Origin of the sequence: Marinobacter sp. LM1, from assembly GCF_042763285.1 — a bacterium.
GTDB lineage: Bacteria > Pseudomonadota > Gammaproteobacteria > Pseudomonadales > Oleiphilaceae > Marinobacter > Marinobacter nauticus.
The window spans coordinates 2249735-2268348 of the sequence record NZ_CP114373.1; the positions used below are offsets into that span (position 1 = coordinate 2249735).

Consider the following 18614-nt stretch of genomic DNA (forward strand, 5'->3'; position numbering starts at 1 on the left):
TATAAAACAATTATGGTGAGCCAGATGAGCTTTTACGAGGAACGAATTCTCCCCCACATCATAGACAAGGCCTGTTCCATGGGCCAGGTGATGAAGCTGCGCAGCCAGGTGGTTCCGCAGGCCCGGGGCCGGGTACTGGAAGTGGGCATGGGCTCTGGCATCAATCTGGAGTTCTACAACCAGGACCAGGTTGAGCTGGTTTACGGCCTGGAACCCTCAGAAGGCATGCGCCGAAAAGCGCTACCCAACCTGCAACGTTCCCCCATAAAAGTAGAGTGGCTGGATCTGCCGGGGGAGAAAATACCCCTGGAGGACAACAGCGTGGACACCGTGCTGCTGACCTTCACCCTATGCACCATCCCTGACTGGCACGCCGCGCTGCAGCAAATGAAACGCGTACTCAGGCCGGGTGGCAATCTGTTGTTCCTGGAGCATGGCGAATCCCCCCACGATGGCACCCGCAAATGGCAACATCGAATCACACCTGGCTGGCGCAAGCTGGCCGGTGGCTGCCACCTGAACCGCCATATAGCGGACCTGATCAGGGAAGCGGGTTTCGAAATCCTGGAGCTGGAAAACCTCTACATCCCCAAAGCGCCCAAAATCGCGGGTTACATCTACAAGGGCAGGGCGATCAAGCCGGTGGCGGCATAGAAAGCGTATTGAAGAGCGGTTGGGAAACAGAATTGCGTTACGTCATCGGCCCTTATACAATTCCGCCCTTCAAGAATCTCCCCTCCGAAGCCCGGATGGTGAAATTGGTAGACACAAGAGACTTAAAATCTCTCGGCCGCAAGGCCGTGCCGGTTCGATTCCGGCTCCGGGCACCATTCAGTCTGAACTCTGAATCACCGTGGCAGCGTAGCGTTTTATTCGATCCCGGCCTTCTGCTTTGGCTTGGTAGAGAGCCTCATCGGCTCTGCGCATCAGCATTTCCGGGCCGAGTCCCCTGACATTGGCGGTTGATGCCACGCCAACACTCACTGTGACCACCGGCGCCACTGGCGAATTGGGGTGTGGAATCCGTAGCTGTTTGATGAGTTTTCTGAGGCGCTCTGCATCCTGTTCCGCGTCTTCGACGGATTGCCCGGGTAAAAGAATACTGAATTCCTCTCCGCCGGTTCGCGCCACCACAAAGCCCGGTTGCTCGAAGCATTCCTTCATCTGGTTGGCCAGGGATACCAGGCAATCGTCACCCATCTGGTGCCCGAAATGGTCGTTATAGAGCTTGAAATGGTCGATATCGAGCATTAACACTGACACTAACTGGCTCTGCGAAAGGGCTTGTGCCAGTTTTTCGTCGTACAGACGACGATTGGCAAGCCCGGTCAGTGGATCCTGATGAGAAAGCTTGACCAGGTTGCTGGTGCGGGTTTTCTGTGCCGCCAACAATCGCTGGAAGTTACGAGCGAGACTTCCAATTTCATCACGACGGGTTTTAAGGGCGCGTGGAACCGCCTGAAACTGAGCGGGCTGTTCCCAGAATGTGTCTCTTCGGGTTTTACGGGTGAAACCTGTCAACTGCTTTAGCGGGCGGATGACCTGGACCCACAATAAGCTGAGAACCACCAGAAGGGCGCCTAATAACAGGAGGACGGTCCAGGCCATGGTGTATCTGAATGCGCTTCGATAGTGATTGGTTTGCTCCCGGGGCAGGTCAGTGGTAATCAGCAGAGCTTCAGTCCCTCGCTGGGGTTCGATACGTTTCTGTGCTGTGAGGACAGTTTCCTGACGACTGGTGACAGGTTCATTCAGCCGTTGAGCCTCTGTCGCCACCGTATTGATGTCGATTACCAATCCAGTTTGTCGTTCAAGTGTTTCAACGAGCCGCTCGTCGATCAGACGGACCATGGCAATCAGTCCCATGGAAGGCCCGGTTCGGTCGGTTCTGAGAATAGGCTCGGCACTGATCAGTGAGGGGGTGTCGCCTGTCCCCGTGTCTATCAGGCGATATCCTTGTTGGAAATCAAAGGCGTCGAAGCCCCGGATAAAGCGTCCGGCCCACTCGCAATTGTCGGAAAGGGAGGAGCAGGTCCTGTATTCACCTGTTGCAGGATCCAGCCCTGCGACCCATCTGATGCTCGCCTGAATATCAATGAAGACCATCAACTGCACGTTAATGTCTTCGAACATCTCAGCGCTGAAATGAGAGGACGTATAGTTGGCCTGTTGTCCCTGAATGAACGCGTAGCTGTCATCCCAGTTAGCCCAGTCTCTGGTTATTGCAGCCAGCCCGTCATGATTGTCTTCCATAGCCAGGACGATCCTGTCGAGCTCCTTCTCCGCCAGTCGCGATTCTGCGGTGAGCAATGATGGGATAACAAAGGTTCGTTCCCAGATAACCAAGGCAAACAAAGACACCAGCAACAGGGCGGATAGTGAGAGTAGAAAGCGCCCAATCAGCGAGCGTGCGAACCTGATCATGGGCGATTGGGGTCTCCGGGTAGTTCAGTATTGCAATAAATGTACTTTAGACCATGTTGTGGCAATCAGCGTTGTCTGAACAGTATGTAATGTCCGCATAACACAAGACTTTACATCCGGGAGACGCCAGCCCCGTCATAAAACAGCAATGGGTGGGGCTGGCTGGACGGCGCTCCGGGCTTAGGCTGAACGGCTGCGGCGGCGCGCAGCCAGGCCAGCCAGACCTAGACCAAGGAGTGCGAGGGTAGAAGGCTCCGGTACAGACACCGGGCGCGAAGTAATAATACCTTTGAGCGTAGCGCTGTTGTCGTAGTATTCCTTGGTCCAGAATTCGCTGGCCAGAGCGCCATCGAAAAAGAACCCGGATATGTCGACGAAGTAGTTCACGCCGTCAATCAGAAAGGAATCTGAGGCCCCCACATTCAGGGCGAAGGTTACCCGGTCGGCGCAGCCGTTTACATTGACACCTGATCCGTTCGCCTGGCCGTTAGCACAGGGATTGCTGCCATTGGGTGTCTCCCAGTGCTCGAACTCGAAAATCGATGACACAGTTTCGGAGATGCCGTCGATCAGTAAGGTGGTCTCTACCGTGAGTGATGCGTTGCTCAGAGAGGTGCCAGTGATCGGGTAATTGAAATGAGTGAACGTGCCAAGATCGAAATCAATGTTCTCGTTTACATTGACGGCGGGCGGAGCTGACCCGTCAAACCGGTACCCGCTTTGCTGATTTTGCTGATTGGCGGGCGTACCCCAGCGGATTTCATTGGTACCGCCTCCTGAAACAGCGGGGCCACTTGGATTGGTGGTAGTCCAAAGACCGCTAACGCCAGTGAGCTGGATAACGGCAGCTTGTGCTGAGCCTGCGGCAAACAGGGCCACGGCGGCGCTGGCGATCAATAGTTTCTTATTCATTGGTGACACTCCCTGTGGGCTTCGTCATTTGTTTACCGTCGCTCGAAGGTGTAATCCCTGAGCTCCGTGAGACAATCAGCAATGGGAGTGCCTGATCTTAAAAACTGTCGGTTTAACAATGTGAAAGAAGTGTCATCTATGTGATTGGGTGATATTTGATCAGTTGCATTGTAAAGAAAACGGACATACCCAGAGGTTAACGGTCCGGGTTGTCCTGTTCTGGCAGGGGTTCAATGCTGTTGATGTCGCCGGTGGGGACGGCCGGTTCGTCTTTGATAATCACGACGATACCGCCAACGATAATGGCAAGACCAACAATGGCTTTGAGCAACGTTGAGCGAGACATGCATCACCTCCTGTGTCGGGTACATGTTATTACCCTGAGGGCGTTTCGCGGCATTGCAACCATACGCCGAAGGTCGGTTCGACAGAGACGGCGGCGTTGGGAATACTGACACAAAGAAATCACCGATAAAAACCAAGGGGAGTGTTGTATGACGGCGGCATCTGATGAATTGGTGCGACTGCACGCTGAAAACGGTGTGGCCACAGTAACCCTGAATCAGCCGGAGCGGCGTAACAGTCTTTCAATGGCCCTGCTGGAAGCGCTTTCAGAGGTGCTTGAGCAGATTGCCGGGGACGGTAATGTGCGCGTAGTGGTACTTGCCGCTGCCGGCAAGGTGTTCTGTGCCGGACACGATCTTCGTGAAATGCGCGAGCAGTTCGACAGCCACGATTTCCAGTTGCGGCTTTTCAGGCAATGCAGCAAGGTGATGCAGCAGATTGTGAACCTGCCAAAACCGGTGATTGCCCGGGTTGCTGGCGTAGCGACGGCGGCAGGCTGTCAGCTGGTTGCCAGTTGCGACCTGGCAGTGGCCGAGAAGGGTGCCCGTTTTGCTACGCCAGGTGTGAACATTGGCCTTTTCTGTTCAACGCCCATGGTGGCTCTGTCCCGCAATGTCAGCCGCAAGCATGCCATGGAGATGCTCTTGACCGGTGAGTTGATTGATGCGGCCCGGGCAGAACAGATCGGGCTGATTAATCGAGCGGTCGAGCCGGAAGCTCTGGATGAGACCGTGTACGGCATGGCAACCACCATCGCAGCAAAGTCCGGGCATACCCTGAAAATTGGTAAAGAGGCGTTCTACAAGCAGCTGGAAATGCCGCTGGCCCATGCCTATGACTACACGGCGAATGTGATGGCGGAAAACATGCAAGCGAACGATGCCCGGGAGGGTATTTCTGCGTTTCTGGATAAGCGGGACCCAGACTGGCAACACAAGTAATCAGCGGTTGCAGAAGGCCGGCTGGTCTCGGACCAGTCGGTCTCCTGCTTCGATTTGCCGGCTGTTGAAATAACCCGCGTTCATTTCCACGGCGCGCCAGTAGGAGACGCCTGCGGGGTAGCTGGGGCAATCGTTGCTACGAGATGATGCACAAGGGTGCATCTGGCGAATGCTGACGATCACTCCCTCGTTGTCCAGAAAGGCAATATCCAGCGGTAGAAGGGTCTGGTACATCCAGAAGCCTTGCTCCGGGCTTCTCTCATAATCGTAGATGAACAGCATGCCGGCGTTTTCTGCCAGAGCTTCCCGGCCCATGAGGCCTTTCTGTCGGTCTTTGCTGTCACTCGCCACTTCCAGCACCACTGGATGTCGCGCTGTCTCTGTGACGAAACAGGCCTGGGCCACCGGGAGGTGCCCGGAATCTTTGGCCCCTGCCGAGCCACAGCTTGCAAGCAGGGTACTCACAACCAGCAGGGAGAAAAAACGAGTCATCATGAACGCAGACGGTAGCCGGTTTTGAAGATCCACCAGACGGCGGTCATACACATGGTCAGGAATACCATGGTCATGCCTACACTAATGCCCACGTGCACATCGGAAACCCCATAGAAGGCCCACCGGAAGCCGCTGATCAGGTACACCACCGGATTAAAAAGGCTGATGGTTTGCCAGATCTCGGGCAGCATCTCGATGGAATAGAAGGTGCCGCCCAGGAACACCAGTGGCGTCACAATCATCATTGGCACAATCTGCAGCTTCTCGAAGCCATCCGCCCAGATACCGATGATGAAGCCGAACAGGCTGAAGGTCATGGCTGTAAGCACCAGGAACGAAAACATCCAGAAAGGATGGAGTATTGAGTAGTCAACGAACAGCTTCGCGGTGGCCAGAATGATCAGACCCAATATCACGGCCTTGGTGGTTGCGGCCCCCACATAACCCAGCACGATTTCCACGTAGGATACCGGCGCAGACAGCACTTCATAGATGGTACCGGAGAATTTCGGCATGTAGATGCCGAAGGAGGCGTTGGAGATGCTCTGCATCAGCAGTGACAGCATCACCAGGCCGGGAATGATGTAGGCCCCGTAGCTGATGTTGTCGATGTCGCCCATGCGGGATCCGATGGCCGAGCCGAATACCACAAAGTACAGGCAGGTGGAGATAACGGGCGACAGCACGCTTTGCATGACCGTGCGTTTCATGCGTGCCATCTCGAACTTGTAGATTGCTTTAACACCGTAAAGATTCATTGTTCTCTCCGTGCGGACCGTTCGGGCGGGTGGCTACTCGTGCACCAGGCCCACGAATATCTCTTCCAGGGAACTCTCCCGGGTTTGCAGATCACGGTACTCAATGTCCAGATCTCCCAGGGTGCGTAGCAGTCGGGCCACGCCGGCCTGTTGTTGCTGAGAGTCGAAGGTATAGATCAGCTCGTAGCCGTCTTCCGAAAGTTCGATTGGCTCCAGGGTGAGTTCCCCGGGCAGCTTATCCAGTTTTTGCTGAAGCTGCAGGCGAAGTTCTTTCTTGCCCAGCTTGGACATCAGGCGGTTCTTGTCTTCCACGAGAATGATCTCGCCCTGGCGGATAACGCCGATGCGGTCGGCCATTTCTTCCGCTTCTTCAATGTAGTGGGTGGTCAGAATGATGGTGGTGCCGTTCTCGCGGAGTTTGCGCACCATCTCCCACATGTCACGCCGTAGCTCGACATCCACTCCGGCGGTAGGTTCATCCAGGAACAGAATGCGCGGTTCGTGGGACAGCGCCTTGGCGATCATCACCCGGCGTTTCATACCGCCAGACAGTGACATGATGCGGTTGTTGCGCTTGTCCCAGAGGGAGAGGTCTTTCAGAACCTTTTCGATATGGGCAGGCCTGGGTGCCTTGCCGAACAGACCGCGACTGAAGGATACCGCATCCCAAACGGTTTCAAAGGAGTCGGTATTAAGCTCCTGCGGTACCAGGCCGATGGCCTCCCGGGCTTTGCGGTATTGCTTTACGATGTCGTGACCGGCGGCTTTTACCTCGCCATCGCTCTTGTTGACGATGCCGCAGATGATAGAGATCAGGGTAGTTTTACCAGCACCGTTGGGGCCGAGCAGCGCGAAGATCTCGCCGGGGTAGATTTCCAGGTTGACGTCTTTGAGGGCCTGGAAGCCATCTTCGTAGATCTTGTTCAGGTGCTTAACGGATATGTCCGGTTGCACGGGCGTGTCCTGTTCTGTTGATGGTAGACCAGAAAGCCGGACATTTTCTCATGCTGGCAGCAGTTTAGAAACCTTTGCTATGTCGGGAATTATCCCCATAATGCCGGTTTAAGATCTGGTTGTGAGGCAGGGTATGGTACGAACCATCATGGTTCCGGGTTTAGTGTTGGCTGCAATTGGGGCTCTGGCGTTTGGCCCACAGTGGCTGGAAACCGCCGGCACCGCTGAGGAACGGCCAGAATGCGACCTGCTTTCCCGCGCCTGCACCTGGGAGACCGACGAAGGCGCCTGGCGAGTGGAACTCAGCACGCTCGAAGAAGGCGATCAGGGCATGGAATACCGGCTGGCGATTACCGTACCGGAAGCGCCGGACCGCTTTCTGGCGGTATTAAGAGGGCAATCCATGTATATGGGCGAATATCCGGTGCCCATGGAGCGCCAGGAGCCCCTGAGCTATCAGGCAACCTTTACAGCTCCGTTTTGCACTACGGGTGCGGAGATGATCTGGCGCATTGACCTGCAGGATGGCCAGAAAGTATTGGAAAATGTGCCCTGGGCACTGGTGTTCCGGGCTGAGAAATAGTTAAATCCCGTCAAATTTCGATGACTTCCAGGGAACAGTGATGGATTACGGGGAAAGCGTTCAGAAGGTGCTATTGCGCAAAATCCGCAAGGCCGAGCAGGATCTCGTTCAGCTCAAGCTGGATTACTGTCGCTTCGTGTTCGGGCTGACCCACCGGGCTACGGTTTCAGCCAATGGCCAGTCCTGGGTAGTGCGGGCGGTGGATGTGGAATCCATGACTTACACCGATGATGGCGAATTCACCAAACCTGCAATTACCGGGTCACCTGCCAACGATGATTCCTGCCGGGAGGCCGTTAACCTGGGCAGCGACTGGACTCTCGAAACCGCTAAATAAACGCGTTACTGGTCACCGCCTCGTAGAGGCTCGAGTTGGCAGGCACATAATGGTTGGCTTGCCAGAATTCCGCACCTTCCAGCCCGGCACGGTAACACGCCATCAGCACGCTGCTACCGGTAAGCGTCGAAATAGCCTGCAGCGCCTCTGGCTGCCGAATACCCGTCTTTCGGCTGACAATGCCCGCAACCATACCTGCCAGCGCCTCAGAGTGGCGAACGGGTTTCGGGCTCAGGGCACAGCTGGCACCGTAGAGCCAGGCTGCAGCATAAGTGCGAACCGCCTCTGGCGATTCTGACAGTACCAGGCCTTTCACCCGGCAATCCCGCTCCTGCAATCCCGCCAAAATGTGCAATTGGGTAAAGAGTTCAGTTCGATCAGGTGCCGTCATGCCTTTGTAGCGACGCGCTTCATTGCCCGAACTGGCGACCCTGCGCGCGGAACTCCCGGAATTATCGGCTTGCGGATCGGCGCCTGCGGCACCGGCTGGAACAAAGGATTCTGTCCGGGACAGGTTAATCACCCGCGCGGCTAACAGCGCCAGCAGGGCAATCAGCCCCAGTTCTGTCATTGTGACCAATCCATTGACCATCGTGGTATTCCTCTGAAAACGGAGCGACAAGCTGAATCATCGGGTGATTGTAACGTTGCGTAACCGGTAGGGCAGTGGGCAAACCCCGAAAATGGCACTGAAGACCGGTTTAGCTTTGAAAAATGTGATGGCAGTCCCAGGGGATCAGCAGGTGGGCATGGTCTGAAGGGCCAGTTTGCGACGAATGAAACGGCCCAGGGCGTCGACACCGATGTTCAGCAGGGCGGTAATCAAAATCAGCACCATGGCACGATCAAAACGAATATTCTGAATGGCACTGTCGACGTAAAAGCCGAGAGTGTAGATACCAAGGATGCCCAGTATCGCCGTTTCGCGCATGATGATTTCCCAGCGGTAGAACAGGAATGCCAGGAATGAGCGGTAGATGCGGGGCACCAGTTCCCAGCTGTAGCGGGAAAAACCCACCGGAGCGTCCGGGCGCAGGTGAATGGTGTTGGTCTGCCGGCCAATCAGGTGGCCGATAATGCCACCGTTGTGCAGGGCCAGCGCCACCACGGCCGGCAGCATGGAAGGCCCCCACAGCTGTAGCAGAATATAAGCAAGAATGTATTCCGGTGTCGAACGGGCGATCACCAGAAACACATGCCCGGAGGTACGCCGCACCGGGCCACCGAAATGATTCGAGATCAGGGGGAAGGCCAGCAGGGACAGAATGCCGGTGGCAACCAGCGCTATCTGCGTCAATACCACGGTGTTCCAGATGCCTGGCAAAGCTTCCGTTATCATCACATCGGATAACCACGCCCAGATAGCCGCAAGCCCTTCGCCATCCCGGATCGGTGAAGGAATGATGTCCTCAGTAAAGAAGCGTTCCACGTTGCCCCAGACAATGGGCAGACCGTCCCCAAGAAAAAAAGGCGCTGCAAGAATATAGATCGGCAGTAGTTTGGGGCGAACCCATAACGGCATGGTGGCGATCAGCACATAGAACAGAATCAGCATGGCGCCGGCATCTGAGTACAGACCCTGGGAGAATGAGGATTCCAGGTAGAAACCCAGAGTCGGAAGCCCCACAAAGCCCAGGATGGCAGAGGAACGCAGGCCACACTCGAGCCGGTAGGCCGTATAGGTGCGCATCTGAACCCAGCAATCGGGGATACGGGCATACAGAAAGGCGGCAATGGATGAGGTTCCCGGTGGCAGCAGACGGCCCGGTTCCGGGTCTGCCTCTTCCAGGATTTCCGAATAGACCTTGGCGAAGATGCCGGAATAGGGAATGGCAATGGCCAGCACACCCGTGAGCGGGTGGAAACCGAAAAACTGAAGAAAGATCAGCGCCCAGAACAGCTCATGGATGGCACGGATAAAGGCGCAGAAGATTCGTACTGGCAGAAAGCGGTACACCAGCGCCAGCAGGAAGCCGCAGATACTCCCGAGAGTTACGCCCACGAAGGCAAAAGCTACGGTCCGCAGCAGGGCAGTGAGCAAGCCTTCGGTACTGAAAAAATTGGGTGTGGCCACGCCCAGAAAGAAGCGACCAAGATCCTGCCAGGGGTTGGCTGTGGTAATGGCAATGTCCGCAACCAGCAGCCCGAGCAGCGCAACGGCAAGAAAAATAAAGCTGGCTCGTACGGTTGGGTAGGCGAACATGCTGAGAGTGGGTGCCTGTCAGTAGAGAACGGAAATGCCAGCGGCTGTCAGCTCGCTGGCAGGCTGGTCCAGGGCAATCTGGCCATCCTGAATACCGATGATGCGGGTACAGTGTGCCAGTGCCATCTCCACATCATGCAGCGCAACAATACTGGTGGTGAATTGATTGGTAAGCATCGTCATCACCTGCTGGGCCATTGGCCCGTCCAGGGCGGAAATGGGCTCATCGGCCAACAGTGTTGGCGCCTGCCGATAGAGCGCCCGCGCAATGGCTACCCGTTGCCGTTGCCCGCCAGACAGTGCCGCCGCCGGAATCCAGAGTTTTTCCGGTATACCCAGTTCGGTCAGTAACGCCCCGATGGCGTCTTTGTCCCGCCGGAAGGGCCGGATCAGGGTAAGCGTGTTGTACCAGGTGGCATGCTGGTCCAGTTGGCCCATAAATACATTGTGGAAGACAGGAAGCGCATTGACCAATCCAAGGCCCTGAGGAACGAGCGAAGCCTTGCCTTCGAGCCGGTCATAAAGCAAGCGGATAAGCGTGGATTTGCCGGCACCACTTTTGCCAACCAGACCAACGTGTTCCCCTTCATTGATTCGGAAGGAGAGCGGGCCAATAACCCGCTCTCCATCGAAACTGGCGGTCAGGCCATGGAAATCAAAGCCTGACATCAATCGAGAATTCCGATGTTTTCCGCTGTCGCACGAATGGGCTCGTAGTCGTCATTGGACGCCGGAATGAAGCCGGAGCGGGGGAAGCTCTCCAGCAAGGCAGGATCGTCCAGCTTCAGCAGGGCTTCGGTGACCTTCTGCTTGAAGCCATCACCAAAACGCTCGTCGACATCGCCACGGATGGTCCACTGATAATCCGGGTAGGAAGGCGTTTTCCAGATTACCTGAACGGAATCAGTATCGATGTTGCCGTTTTCCAGTTCTTTTTCCCAAACCTGGAAGTTCAGGGCGCCCACTTCATAGGTTCCGGCCTCGACCAGGCGAAGGGTACGGGTATGGTTGCCACTGAAACCAACCCGGGAGAACAGGGAATCCGGCGCTTCATTGAAGACATCCCGAATGTAGAACTCGGGCATGAGGCGGCCCGAGGTCGAACCTTTTGAACCGAAGGTAAAGGTTTTGCCGCGCAGTTCGTCTTCCAGCGCATCCAGGCTGTCGGCCGGCTGAATTCCAGTGCTCGTGTTGGCGATAAAGTAGGTCTCGAAGGCTTCGTCTTCAACGCCTTGAGCAATGGCTTCGGAACCCGGAACCAGTCGACGGGCCTGAACACCAGACAAGCCCCCAAACCACGCCAGTTGTACCTGGTTGTTGCGGAAGGCCGATACCGCAGCGGCGTAGGATTTCACCGGGATGTAACGCACCTCAACATCCAGTTGCTCCTGAAGATAGTCAGCCACGCCACGAAAGCGCTCGACCAGTTTGGTTTCATCTTCATCCGGAATGGCGGTGAATACGAAAGTGTCTGCCTGAACAGTGGTAGCCGCTGCCAGGGAAAGCAGGCCCGTCGCCAGCCATTTTCTGAGGTTGCTGATTGCCATCATCAATCATTCCTTTGCAAGGTGGGGGTTGGTGAAAAACGTTGCCATGTACTTGAAAACCCAGTCAGGATAACGTGATTTCCATCAAGTCTGAACCGGTATACGAGGGAAGGCTTTACCTGGCGCAGTGCCACATGCAGAATTTTTCAAAATCAGAACAAGTGACCGTCATGCGATTGACCATAGTAACTCCAGCCGGCCCGGATTCAAAAGCAGGTAATCGGGCCACCGCGCTGCGTTGGAAGAGTCTGCTGGAAGCCACCAGTCATCAGGTGGAAGTGGTGACGGAATATCAGGGCCAGGAAACGGACTGCCTGATTGCCCTGCACGCCTGGCGAAGTGCTGACGCGGTTAAGCGGTACCGGGAAACATGGCCGGAGAAACCTTTGATAGTAGTACTCACCGGCACAGACATATACCGCTTTCAGCACGAGTTTCCGGACATCACACGGGCCTCCATGGACGCCGCTGACCTGTTGATCGGGTTGCATGATCTGGTGGCCGAGGATATTCCCGAACGCTACCGCGATAAATTGCTGTGCCTGCGGCAATCGGCGCCCAAGCCGTCAGTGGCGGGCAGCGCCCGGGCAGAAAAGGACCAGTTCCACGTTTGCGTTATTGGCCATCTGCGTGAAGAAAAGGACTCTCTGCGTGCTGCCTGGGCGTGCTACCACATTCCTGAGCAATCCCGCATCGTGGTTTCCTGCGCCGGCAAGGCTCACAACGAGTCCTGGCGGGAAAAGGCGCTGGAAGAAAGCCGATCCAATCCTCGGTTTCATTATCTGGGTGAGTTGGACAAGCCTAAGCTGGAGCACCTGATGGCCGTGAGTAATCTTATGGTGATCAGCTCAATCATGGAGGGTGGGGCGAATGTGGTGTCGGAAGCCTGTCGGGCGGGCTTACCGATTCTGGCCTCTGATATTCCCGGCAACCGCGGTTTGCTGGGCGATGACTATCCTGGCTATTTTCCGGTCAAAAACGATGAAGCTCTGGCGAGGCTGATGTTACGTGCGGAAACCGACGCGGAATTCCTGGCGGAATTGCGGGCGAAGGTAAATGCCCTCGCGTCCGGGTTTACCCCGGAGAGCGAGCTGGAAAGCCTGGAACTCGCCCTGGTCCGATGCAAAAAAGGGTAGGCCGACGGGCCTACCCCTTATTTCAAGGCATTGGGTTGGATAGGTTTCAGAGTACCTTTTTCGCTTCGGCAGACAACTCGCTGAACCCTTTCAGGCTCTTGAATGCTTCCAGTTTCTGCTTATCCGCATCGCTGGGGTTGGCAATCTGCTCGATGGAGGTAATGCCAGCCTCTTTCATTTTCTTTGCGGTTGCCGGGCCAATGCCCTTCACGCGGGTAAGGTCAGACTTATCTGCCGGCTTGGCCGCTTTCTTCGGAGCTGCGGCCTTGGGCTTGGCAGTGCTCGTTTTCTTGGCGGCCGGCTTGGCAGCGGCGGTTTTCTTGGCCGGAGCCGCTTTCTTGGTACCACTGGCCTTCGAGGTTGATTCGCCGGACTTGGACACTGACTTGCCAGTTTCCCTGGAAGCGATACCCAGGCGCTCCAGCAATGCCGACTGCAGTTCGTGGAATTCATTCATGCGGCGCTCAAATTCGTCGTTAAAGCGCTTCATTTCACGATCACGCAGCTCATCCATGTCTTTCAGGAGCTTGCGTACCGGCTCCTGAACCTGGTTCTGCAGGTTGTCGAACTGCTTCAGTGCGTCGTTAATCAGCCCTTCGATCTGGGCGGATGTTTTCTCGAACTCTTTGTTTACTTTCTTGACGATCTTATCAACGCTTGGCTTGGCTTTCTTTGCCATGGAGTGTCTCCTTACGGAAGGGAAGTGCGGGTGAAGTGAACGGGCATCAGGCCATTTGTCGCATACCGGAAGCGGGGCTCGACCCACGCCGGGATTTCAGGCTCTGTTTCTTGAGAACAACTTCTCTTATGCGCCGCAGTTTGTCAGAGAGCGGCGATTCGTCTCGAGCATTTAGCTCAACAAAATCAAGTGAGTAGAAGAAGTTGCTACAGTGTTTTCTCTTTTCGGTAACCAGGCCGGTCAGGCCTTCGGCACGGATTTCTTCAAACGGCATATCCATAACAAGGTCGACAACCACGGTATCCCCGGGTTCAAACAGCTTGTCCGTTTTCATCACGCAGCCGTAACTGTCGAGTTCATAAAGTCGCGCTTCCACGGTTTCCTTGCGAAAAATGCCGTGTCGGATTCGGAAACGCGCGACCAGGTCCGGTAGTTCTTCGTTCATGGAACGCTTGCTCTGCTATTGAGGTCGGCCAGATATATACTGAACATTAATTAAACAATAGACGGGCCAGAAACTTTTGGCAATGCCGTCAGCTATCTACCGCAGCCCGTTCATGGAAATAATCAGGATTTGGCCCCCTGTGCGGGGCTAAATCTGCCCATTACCGGGTTTTCAGCTCGTAAAGGTCAACACGTCGATCTTTCAGATTGGTGACAGAACCTTCGTTTCTGACCAGTTTGAGCTTTTCCAGATCCATGTCTGAAAACATGATCATTTCGGTGTTCGGTGTAGTTTCTGCCATCACTGCATCATGTGGAAATGCGAAATCCGACGGCGAGAATACCGAAGACTGGGCGTACTGAACATCCAGGTTTTCCACTTTCGGCAGGTTGCCCACGCTGCCGGTAATCACCACGTAGCACTCGTTTTCTATGGCCCGGGCCTGGGCACAATGGCGCACGCGCAAATAGCCGTTCTTGGTATCGGTCCAGAAGGGGACACAGATAATGTCCACATCCTGACTGGCGGCGATACGGCCCAGTTCCGGAAACTCAATGTCGTAGCAGATCATGATGGCGACACGACCGGCATCGGTATCGAATACCTGGAATTTATCACCACCCTCAATAACCCAGTCGCGACGTTCGTGAGGGGTGATATGGACCTTGCGCTGCTCGTCTACACGACCGTCACGGTGGCACAGGTATGAGACGTTGTAGACCCGGTCATCTTCAATCAGCGGCATGGAGCCGGTGATAATGTTGATGTTGTAACTGACGGCCATTTCCGACATTTCGTTGCGGAACTGTTCGGTAAAGCCGGCGAGGAACCGAATGGCACGGGTCTGATCCATCTGGTCGGTCAGCCCCATCAGCGGCGCGTTGAAAAATTCCGGGAACAGGGCAAAGTCGCTTTTATAATCCGACAGTGCGTCCACGAAGTACTCAACCTGCTTGAGCACCTCCTCCACCGAGGTGAATTCCCGCATCTGCCACTGCACCGCCCCCATGCGCACCTGGGTTTTTTTGACGTTGAGTACCGATGAGGGAGGCGTATAGAGAATGTTTCTCCACTCCAGCAACGTCGCATATCCGAGGGATTTCTGGTCTTCCGGCAGGTATTTGTGCATCAGCCGGGTAACCTGGAAATCGTTGGAAAGCTGGAACGTCAGGATCGGGTCGTAGATTTCCTTGCGATCAACGCGCTGAATGTATTCTTCCGGAGTGTATTGCTCGGCGTACTTGAAGTAGCTGGGAATCCGCCCGCCGGCGAGGATGGCCCGCAGGTTCATGGAACGACAGAGCTCTTTTCGTGCTTCATACAGGCGACGCCCCAGTCGATAGCCCCGGTATTCGGGGTCTATAAACACATCCAGGCCGTAAAGCGAATCGCCGTTGGGGTTGTGCCAGATTTTTTCGTTACGCAGAATCAGGTCGTCGTAGGCGTGAGGGTTGCTGAATCTTTCGTATTTCACGCATACCGTGAGCGCCACCGCCACCAACTGGCCGTTGTCTTCGATACAGATCTGGCCATCCGGGAACTGTTCTACCAGCGCCTTGATGGTGTCTTTTGGCCACGCGCCACCAATGTCGTCGTAAACCCGATCCATCAACTCTTGCAACTGGCCGTAGTCATCAAGGGTCAGGTTACGCAGATTCAGGTGGAGCTCTTCATGGGCCATAGGGTTCTCCCTGTCGTGTATGGCGAATGTGCTGTGATCTCAGCATTCTAGCAAAGAGTGTTCAAGACTTCGCAGGATCTGCCGTTAGTGAGTATGTTTCGACTACACTAAATGATAAATGCAATTTGTTTTTGACCCTGATTGGAGGCCGTCAGCTTGAACCTATCATTCGCCCAGAAATTGCTGATCGCAATTGGCTCCCTGATCGTGTTGATTATGGGCGCCCTGACAATTTCCAACGATATTCGGCTCCGCTCAACGACTGATCGCTACGTTAGCGCGCTGATGAGCGATGCAGTGGCCCAGAGTACGTCGAGTATTGCCGATTGGCTCAATACGCGCCTGGATATGGCGGAAGCGACGGCGAAGGCGCTGGAACGGACTCGCAACGACGATAACGCCCGCGTTCTTATGGAAGCCATGACCGAAGGTGGCAACATCAAGGACGTGTACGCCGGCACCGAAGATGGCCGCATGCTGATGCGAAGTGCCGAAGTAGAGGCCACGCTTCCACCCGATTATGACCCCCGGGTACGCCCCTGGTACCAGAAAGCCCAGCGTTTGGGGCAGGCGTCGTTTACCGATCCGTACCTGGACGCAACCTCGGACGAGACCATTATTTCCGCCATGGCGCCAATCAAGCGGGGCAATTATGTTGGCGTGGCCGGTATGGATATCAGTCTCAACACAATCGATCAGATGCTATCGACCATTACCCTGGCAGAGACGGGCTATGCGGCGTTAATTAACAATTCCGGCACGGTCCTGTTTCACCCCAACAGCGAGATTGTTGGCAAGAACATCAGCGGCATGATCGGTCAGCAGCCGGTTCTGGACGGTTCTCTGCAGGGATTTGAGAGCGAGGGTGCCGAGTGGAGTGTCAGCTTTCACCCCATCAGCGAAGCCCGGGCCGTGGACTGGTACCTGGCTACGTTCGTGAATGAAAACCTGATCAGTGCTCCCATCGTCGAGGCTCGGACTATGGGCCTGATCATCGCCGGGGTAGGGCTGATTGTTGCGCTTGTCTTGCTCTACTTTGCGATTAGCTTCCTTCTTGCGCCGGTTCGCAGGCTTAATGGCGCCATGTCTCGCATCGCTTCCGGAGATGCGGATCTTACCAAGCGTCTTGATGACTCTGCGTCTGATGAGTTTGGGCAGTTGGCGCGCAGCTTCAATAGCTTTGTTGAGAACATCCAGCAGGTTGTAAAAGAAGTAAAAGAGGGCAGCGACGAACTGGAGGAGAACGTAAAGTCGCTCCGACAGACGTCCAGCGACAGTCGCTCCAGTGTTGAAAACCAGCAGCATGAGATCGATATGATCGCGACGGCAATTAACGAAATGTCCGCGGCGGCGGGTGAGATTGCCCAGAATGCCCAGCAAACTGCGGAAGCCGCAGAGAATGCAGACCAGGAAAGCCGGGGTTCCCTGGAGACCGTCACCGCCTCGCGGGATGCGGTGCAGAAGCTGGTGGGTGAGATAAACGCCGCCGCCGAGGTTATCGACACCCTTGGTAAGGATGTTTCGTCGATTACGACTGTGCTTGAAGTCATTCAGGGCATTGCGGAACAAACCAATCTGCTGGCACTGAACGCGGCCATTGAAGCGGCACGGGCAGGGGATGCTGGGCGCGGATTTGCGGTGGTGGCCGATGAGGTTCGGAATCTCGCTCAGCGTACCCAGTCTTCCACTGAAGAAATCAACAACATGATCGAGCGGCTGCAGAAAGGCGCCAACGATGCGGTAGACGTTATGAAAGCCTCTACGGCGGTATCCAACGTGAGTATGGAAAAAGCGCAGGATGCGATGGAGTCTCTGAACCGGATTGTGGAGGCGATTACCGCCATCAGTCAGATGACCTCACAGATCGCCACGGCCTCCGAGGAGCAGACATCGGTGACCGAAGAGTTGAATGCGTCCATCACCCGCATTGCTGACCAGGGCCAGGAAGCGGCCAAGGCGGCCAGCGAGAACGATGTTTACAGTGGCCACATCGAGACTATCGGCAGTGTGCTGAATGACAAGGTAACCCGTTTCCGGGTGTAATTCGTGGCGGCCAGGGATGGCCCGCTAGTCTCCGACACTCAGTAGCTCAACGCGGCGCTCCAGGTTTTCCAGGGTTCGACGCCCGACATATCTGGATTCTTCACTGAGATACGGATTCTCCAACGTGATTACTGTGCGCCGATCAAGGCCCAGTGATGATACCGCTCTGCCAAACCAGTTTTTCAGATACACCGCGAAGCTGCCGTCCAGGATCGCTCGCTCCAGACCCAGTTGCAGGCGTTGCGCGGTTTCGTGATCGTCCGGGGCCACAAAAAGGTAGGATGGCATGGCGTAGGCCAGCAGGATGTTTGGCTCGATTACCAGGTCGTCGGCTTTGTTATGTTCGAGGTCGAACAGCACTTCGCTCACACCGCGGGCGTAACAGTCGAAGCGTTTATTGCGAAGCATACCAAAGAGTATTTCATAGCGGGTGTGGGTGATCACGGTAATGCCGTTAGCTTCGAGAATCGGGGTGTCTGGCCAGTGTGCGCCCTGGCCAATACGGATATCTCGCTGGCGCAGGTCGTCCAGGCTGGATACCCCCTCAAACAGACTGAGCTGTTCCGGCAACACCAGGCATACCCTGAATCCGAGCAGTCCGCCGTCCACAGGTACCGGAATGGCGTTCAGAAATGTTTCCCGCTCTTCTGATGTCGCCACGTTCGCAATATCCAGAATCCGGCTCTGAGGGTTAGCCAGTTCCCGAAGGGCGCGCCCCTGGCTTATTTCTTCACTGCGGATAATCTGGAACTCACCGTACTCCGAGGTTTTGCGCAATGCGAGTTCAACCAGATTGCGAATCGCCGGGTTATCGTAGTTGCGATACCAGAGTATGTAGTCTCGTGTGGGAGCCGATTTGGATTCGGATTCGGACGCAGCCGTTGGCTGAACGTGAATGCACGCCGCAAGCGCCAGAACTGGCCAGAGGCGCGTTATCATTTTATTGAATGTGTACAACTGCGTGCCCTTTCCCTGTTATCCGGCTGCAAGCAACGGTAACGTTACAGACATTGGCTACAGCTTAGATCAGAAAGCGTTATTCGAAACGTACAGGTTTCAAAAAAACTGTAAAAGATTCTTGAAGTAGCCGTATCTGACTGTAAAGATCGCCTTTTGTTTACTTCAGGATAT

General features: G+C 55.3%; 20 protein-coding genes and 1 tRNA gene. 7 read left to right on the top strand and 14 right to left on the bottom strand.

All coding sequences use genetic code 11. From position 1 onward, the window contains the following. The first annotated feature begins 24 nt into the window (after positions 1–24). Positions 25–654 (top strand): class I SAM-dependent methyltransferase, encoded by a 630-nt coding sequence (locus OZ656_RS10525; RefSeq protein WP_014421449.1) that lies wholly within the window; start codon positions 25–27, stop codon positions 652–654. A gap of 89 nt (positions 655–743) precedes the next feature. Beyond that, positions 744–830 (top strand) — tRNA-Leu (locus OZ656_RS10530). A 1-nt stretch (position 831) separates the two neighbouring features. Here OZ656_RS10530 and OZ656_RS10535 read toward each other — a convergent pair. The 3 genes from OZ656_RS10535 to OZ656_RS10545 form a co-directional block, all read right to left on the bottom strand. Further along, positions 832–2424: a diguanylate cyclase domain-containing protein gene (locus OZ656_RS10535; RefSeq protein WP_278350619.1), complete on the bottom strand. Its 1593-nt coding sequence runs from the start codon at positions 2422–2424 to the stop codon at positions 832–834. A gap of 180 nt (positions 2425–2604) precedes the next feature. Further along, positions 2605–3336 (bottom strand): THxN family PEP-CTERM protein, encoded by a 732-nt coding sequence (locus OZ656_RS10540; RefSeq protein ID WP_206852044.1) that lies wholly within the window; start codon positions 3334–3336, stop codon positions 2605–2607. A gap of 196 nt (positions 3337–3532) precedes the next feature. Then, on the bottom strand, positions 3533–3682 hold the full coding sequence (locus OZ656_RS10545; protein ID WP_206852046.1) for a hypothetical protein: 150 nt from the start codon (positions 3680–3682) through the stop codon (positions 3533–3535). Positions 3683–3830: 148 nt separating this feature from the next. Here OZ656_RS10545 and OZ656_RS10550 point away from each other — a divergent pair, with 148 nt between their 5' ends. Continuing rightward, positions 3831–4622: an enoyl-CoA hydratase gene (locus tag OZ656_RS10550; RefSeq protein WP_228223603.1), complete on the top strand. Its 792-nt coding sequence runs from the start codon at positions 3831–3833 to the stop codon at positions 4620–4622. Here the strand turns inward: OZ656_RS10550 and OZ656_RS10555 are convergent, their stop codons facing one another. Genes OZ656_RS10555 through OZ656_RS10565 form a run of 3 tightly spaced genes read right to left on the bottom strand, consistent with a single transcriptional unit; the run spans position 4623 to position 6829 of the window. Further along, positions 4623–5117 carry a DUF192 domain-containing protein gene (locus OZ656_RS10555; protein ID WP_011784941.1) on the bottom strand — a complete coding sequence of 165 codons (495 nt, stop codon included), beginning with the start codon at positions 5115–5117 and terminating at the stop codon, positions 4623–4625. It abuts the gene before it with no gap. Further along, positions 5114–5875 carry an ABC transporter permease gene (locus OZ656_RS10560; RefSeq protein ID WP_011784940.1) on the bottom strand — a complete coding sequence of 254 codons (762 nt, stop codon included), beginning with the start codon at positions 5873–5875 and terminating at the stop codon, positions 5114–5116. The genes OZ656_RS10555 and OZ656_RS10560 overlap by 4 nt, the downstream gene beginning before the upstream one ends. A 33-nt stretch (positions 5876–5908) precedes the next feature. After that, positions 5909–6829 carry an ABC transporter ATP-binding protein gene (locus OZ656_RS10565; protein WP_023010274.1) on the bottom strand — a complete coding sequence of 307 codons (921 nt, stop codon included), beginning with the start codon at positions 6827–6829 and terminating at the stop codon, positions 5909–5911. A 133-nt stretch (positions 6830–6962) separates the two neighbouring features. Here OZ656_RS10565 and OZ656_RS10570 point away from each other — a divergent pair, with 133 nt between their 5' ends. Together OZ656_RS10570 and OZ656_RS10575 are read left to right on the top strand one after the other, a co-directional pair. Continuing rightward, on the top strand, positions 6963–7412 hold the full coding sequence (locus tag OZ656_RS10570; protein ID WP_153740055.1) for a hypothetical protein: 450 nt from the start codon (positions 6963–6965) through the stop codon (positions 7410–7412). A gap of 40 nt (positions 7413–7452) precedes the next feature. Beyond that, positions 7453–7749: a hypothetical protein gene (locus OZ656_RS10575; RefSeq protein ID WP_022991245.1), complete on the top strand. Its 297-nt coding sequence runs from the start codon at positions 7453–7455 to the stop codon at positions 7747–7749. On the opposite strand, the gene OZ656_RS10580 is transcribed toward OZ656_RS10575, so the two are convergent. The 4 genes from OZ656_RS10580 to OZ656_RS10595 all read right to left on the bottom strand — a co-directional run bounded on the left by OZ656_RS10580 (position 7742) and on the right by OZ656_RS10595 (position 11502). Continuing rightward, positions 7742–8320, bottom strand: a complete 579-nt coding sequence (locus OZ656_RS10580) for a hypothetical protein (RefSeq protein WP_379944471.1) — start codon at positions 8318–8320, stop codon at positions 7742–7744. The genes OZ656_RS10575 and OZ656_RS10580 overlap by 8 nt on opposite strands. Positions 8321–8485: 165 nt before the next feature. Continuing rightward, positions 8486–9952 (bottom strand): ABC transporter permease, encoded by a 1467-nt coding sequence (locus OZ656_RS10585; protein WP_114434084.1) that lies wholly within the window; start codon positions 9950–9952, stop codon positions 8486–8488. 18 nt (positions 9953–9970) lie between these two features. Then, positions 9971–10621: an ATP-binding cassette domain-containing protein gene (locus tag OZ656_RS10590; protein WP_379944472.1), complete on the bottom strand. Its 651-nt coding sequence runs from the start codon at positions 10619–10621 to the stop codon at positions 9971–9973. Continuing rightward, entirely contained in the window at positions 10621–11502 is an 882-nt protein-coding gene (locus OZ656_RS10595; protein WP_379944474.1) for a putative selenate ABC transporter substrate-binding protein, read from the bottom strand. Before OZ656_RS10595 ends, OZ656_RS10590 begins: the two co-directional genes overlap by 1 nt. Before the next feature lie 167 nt (positions 11503–11669). Between OZ656_RS10595 and senB the strand changes: the two genes are divergently transcribed. Continuing rightward, entirely contained in the window at positions 11670–12635 is a 966-nt protein-coding gene (gene senB / locus OZ656_RS10600; RefSeq protein ID WP_379944475.1) for a selenoneine biosynthesis selenosugar synthase SenB, read from the top strand. A 46-nt stretch (positions 12636–12681) separates the two neighbouring features. Here the strand turns inward: senB and OZ656_RS10605 are convergent, their stop codons facing one another. The 3 genes from OZ656_RS10605 to OZ656_RS10615 form a co-directional block, all read right to left on the bottom strand. Further along, positions 12682–13314 (bottom strand): helix-hairpin-helix domain-containing protein, encoded by a 633-nt coding sequence (locus OZ656_RS10605; protein ID WP_379944476.1) that lies wholly within the window; start codon positions 13312–13314, stop codon positions 12682–12684. 46 nt (positions 13315–13360) lie between these two features. After that, positions 13361–13759: a hypothetical protein gene (locus OZ656_RS10610; RefSeq protein WP_199451696.1), complete on the bottom strand. Its 399-nt coding sequence runs from the start codon at positions 13757–13759 to the stop codon at positions 13361–13363. A gap of 160 nt (positions 13760–13919) precedes the next feature. After that, positions 13920–15440, bottom strand: a complete 1521-nt coding sequence (locus OZ656_RS10615; RefSeq protein WP_199451697.1) for a bifunctional GNAT family N-acetyltransferase/carbon-nitrogen hydrolase family protein — start codon at positions 15438–15440, stop codon at positions 13920–13922. 156 nt (positions 15441–15596) lie between these two features. Here OZ656_RS10615 and OZ656_RS10620 point away from each other — a divergent pair, with 156 nt between their 5' ends. After that, positions 15597–17483: a methyl-accepting chemotaxis protein gene (locus OZ656_RS10620; protein WP_014421464.1), complete on the top strand. Its 1887-nt coding sequence runs from the start codon at positions 15597–15599 to the stop codon at positions 17481–17483. A gap of 24 nt (positions 17484–17507) precedes the next feature. On the opposite strand, the gene OZ656_RS10625 is transcribed toward OZ656_RS10620, so the two are convergent. Then, entirely contained in the window at positions 17508–18422 is a 915-nt protein-coding gene (locus OZ656_RS10625) for a transporter substrate-binding domain-containing protein (RefSeq protein ID WP_011784928.1), read from the bottom strand. Between the last annotated feature and the right edge of the window lie 192 nt (positions 18423–18614).

Coding starts and splice junctions, on each gene's coding strand:
- OZ656_RS10525 (WP_014421449.1), top strand. CDS start 25: ATGAGCTTTTACGAGGAACGAATTCTCCCCCACATCATAGACAAGGCC.
- OZ656_RS10535 (WP_278350619.1), bottom strand. CDS start 2,424: ATGATCAGGTTCGCACGCTCGCTGATTGGGCGCTTTCTACTCTCACTA.
- OZ656_RS10540 (WP_206852044.1), bottom strand. CDS start 3,336: ATGAATAAGAAACTATTGATCGCCAGCGCCGCCGTGGCCCTGTTTGCC.
- OZ656_RS10545 (WP_206852046.1), bottom strand. CDS start 3,682: ATGTCTCGCTCAACGTTGCTCAAAGCCATTGTTGGTCTTGCCATTATC.
- OZ656_RS10550 (WP_228223603.1), top strand. CDS start 3,831: ATGACGGCGGCATCTGATGAATTGGTGCGACTGCACGCTGAAAACGGT.
- OZ656_RS10555 (WP_011784941.1), bottom strand. CDS start 5,117: ATGATGACTCGTTTTTTCTCCCTGCTGGTTGTGAGTACCCTGCTTGCA.
- OZ656_RS10560 (WP_011784940.1), bottom strand. CDS start 5,875: ATGAATCTTTACGGTGTTAAAGCAATCTACAAGTTCGAGATGGCACGC.
- OZ656_RS10570 (WP_153740055.1), top strand. CDS start 6,963: ATGGTACGAACCATCATGGTTCCGGGTTTAGTGTTGGCTGCAATTGGG.
- OZ656_RS10575 (WP_022991245.1), top strand. CDS start 7,453: ATGGATTACGGGGAAAGCGTTCAGAAGGTGCTATTGCGCAAAATCCGC.
- OZ656_RS10580 (WP_379944471.1), bottom strand. CDS start 8,320: ATGACAGAACTGGGGCTGATTGCCCTGCTGGCGCTGTTAGCCGCGCGG.
- OZ656_RS10585 (WP_114434084.1), bottom strand. CDS start 9,952: ATGTTCGCCTACCCAACCGTACGAGCCAGCTTTATTTTTCTTGCCGTT.
- OZ656_RS10590 (WP_379944472.1), bottom strand. CDS start 10,621: ATGTCAGGCTTTGATTTCCATGGCCTGACCGCCAGTTTCGATGGAGAG.
- OZ656_RS10595 (WP_379944474.1), bottom strand. CDS start 11,502: ATGATGGCAATCAGCAACCTCAGAAAATGGCTGGCGACGGGCCTGCTT.
- senB (WP_379944475.1), top strand. CDS start 11,670: ATGCGATTGACCATAGTAACTCCAGCCGGCCCGGATTCAAAAGCAGGT.
- OZ656_RS10605 (WP_379944476.1), bottom strand. CDS start 13,314: ATGGCAAAGAAAGCCAAGCCAAGCGTTGATAAGATCGTCAAGAAAGTA.
- OZ656_RS10610 (WP_199451696.1), bottom strand. CDS start 13,759: ATGAACGAAGAACTACCGGACCTGGTCGCGCGTTTCCGAATCCGACAC.
- OZ656_RS10615 (WP_199451697.1), bottom strand. CDS start 15,440: ATGGCCCATGAAGAGCTCCACCTGAATCTGCGTAACCTGACCCTTGAT.
- OZ656_RS10625 (WP_011784928.1), bottom strand. CDS start 18,422: ATGATAACGCGCCTCTGGCCAGTTCTGGCGCTTGCGGCGTGCATTCAC.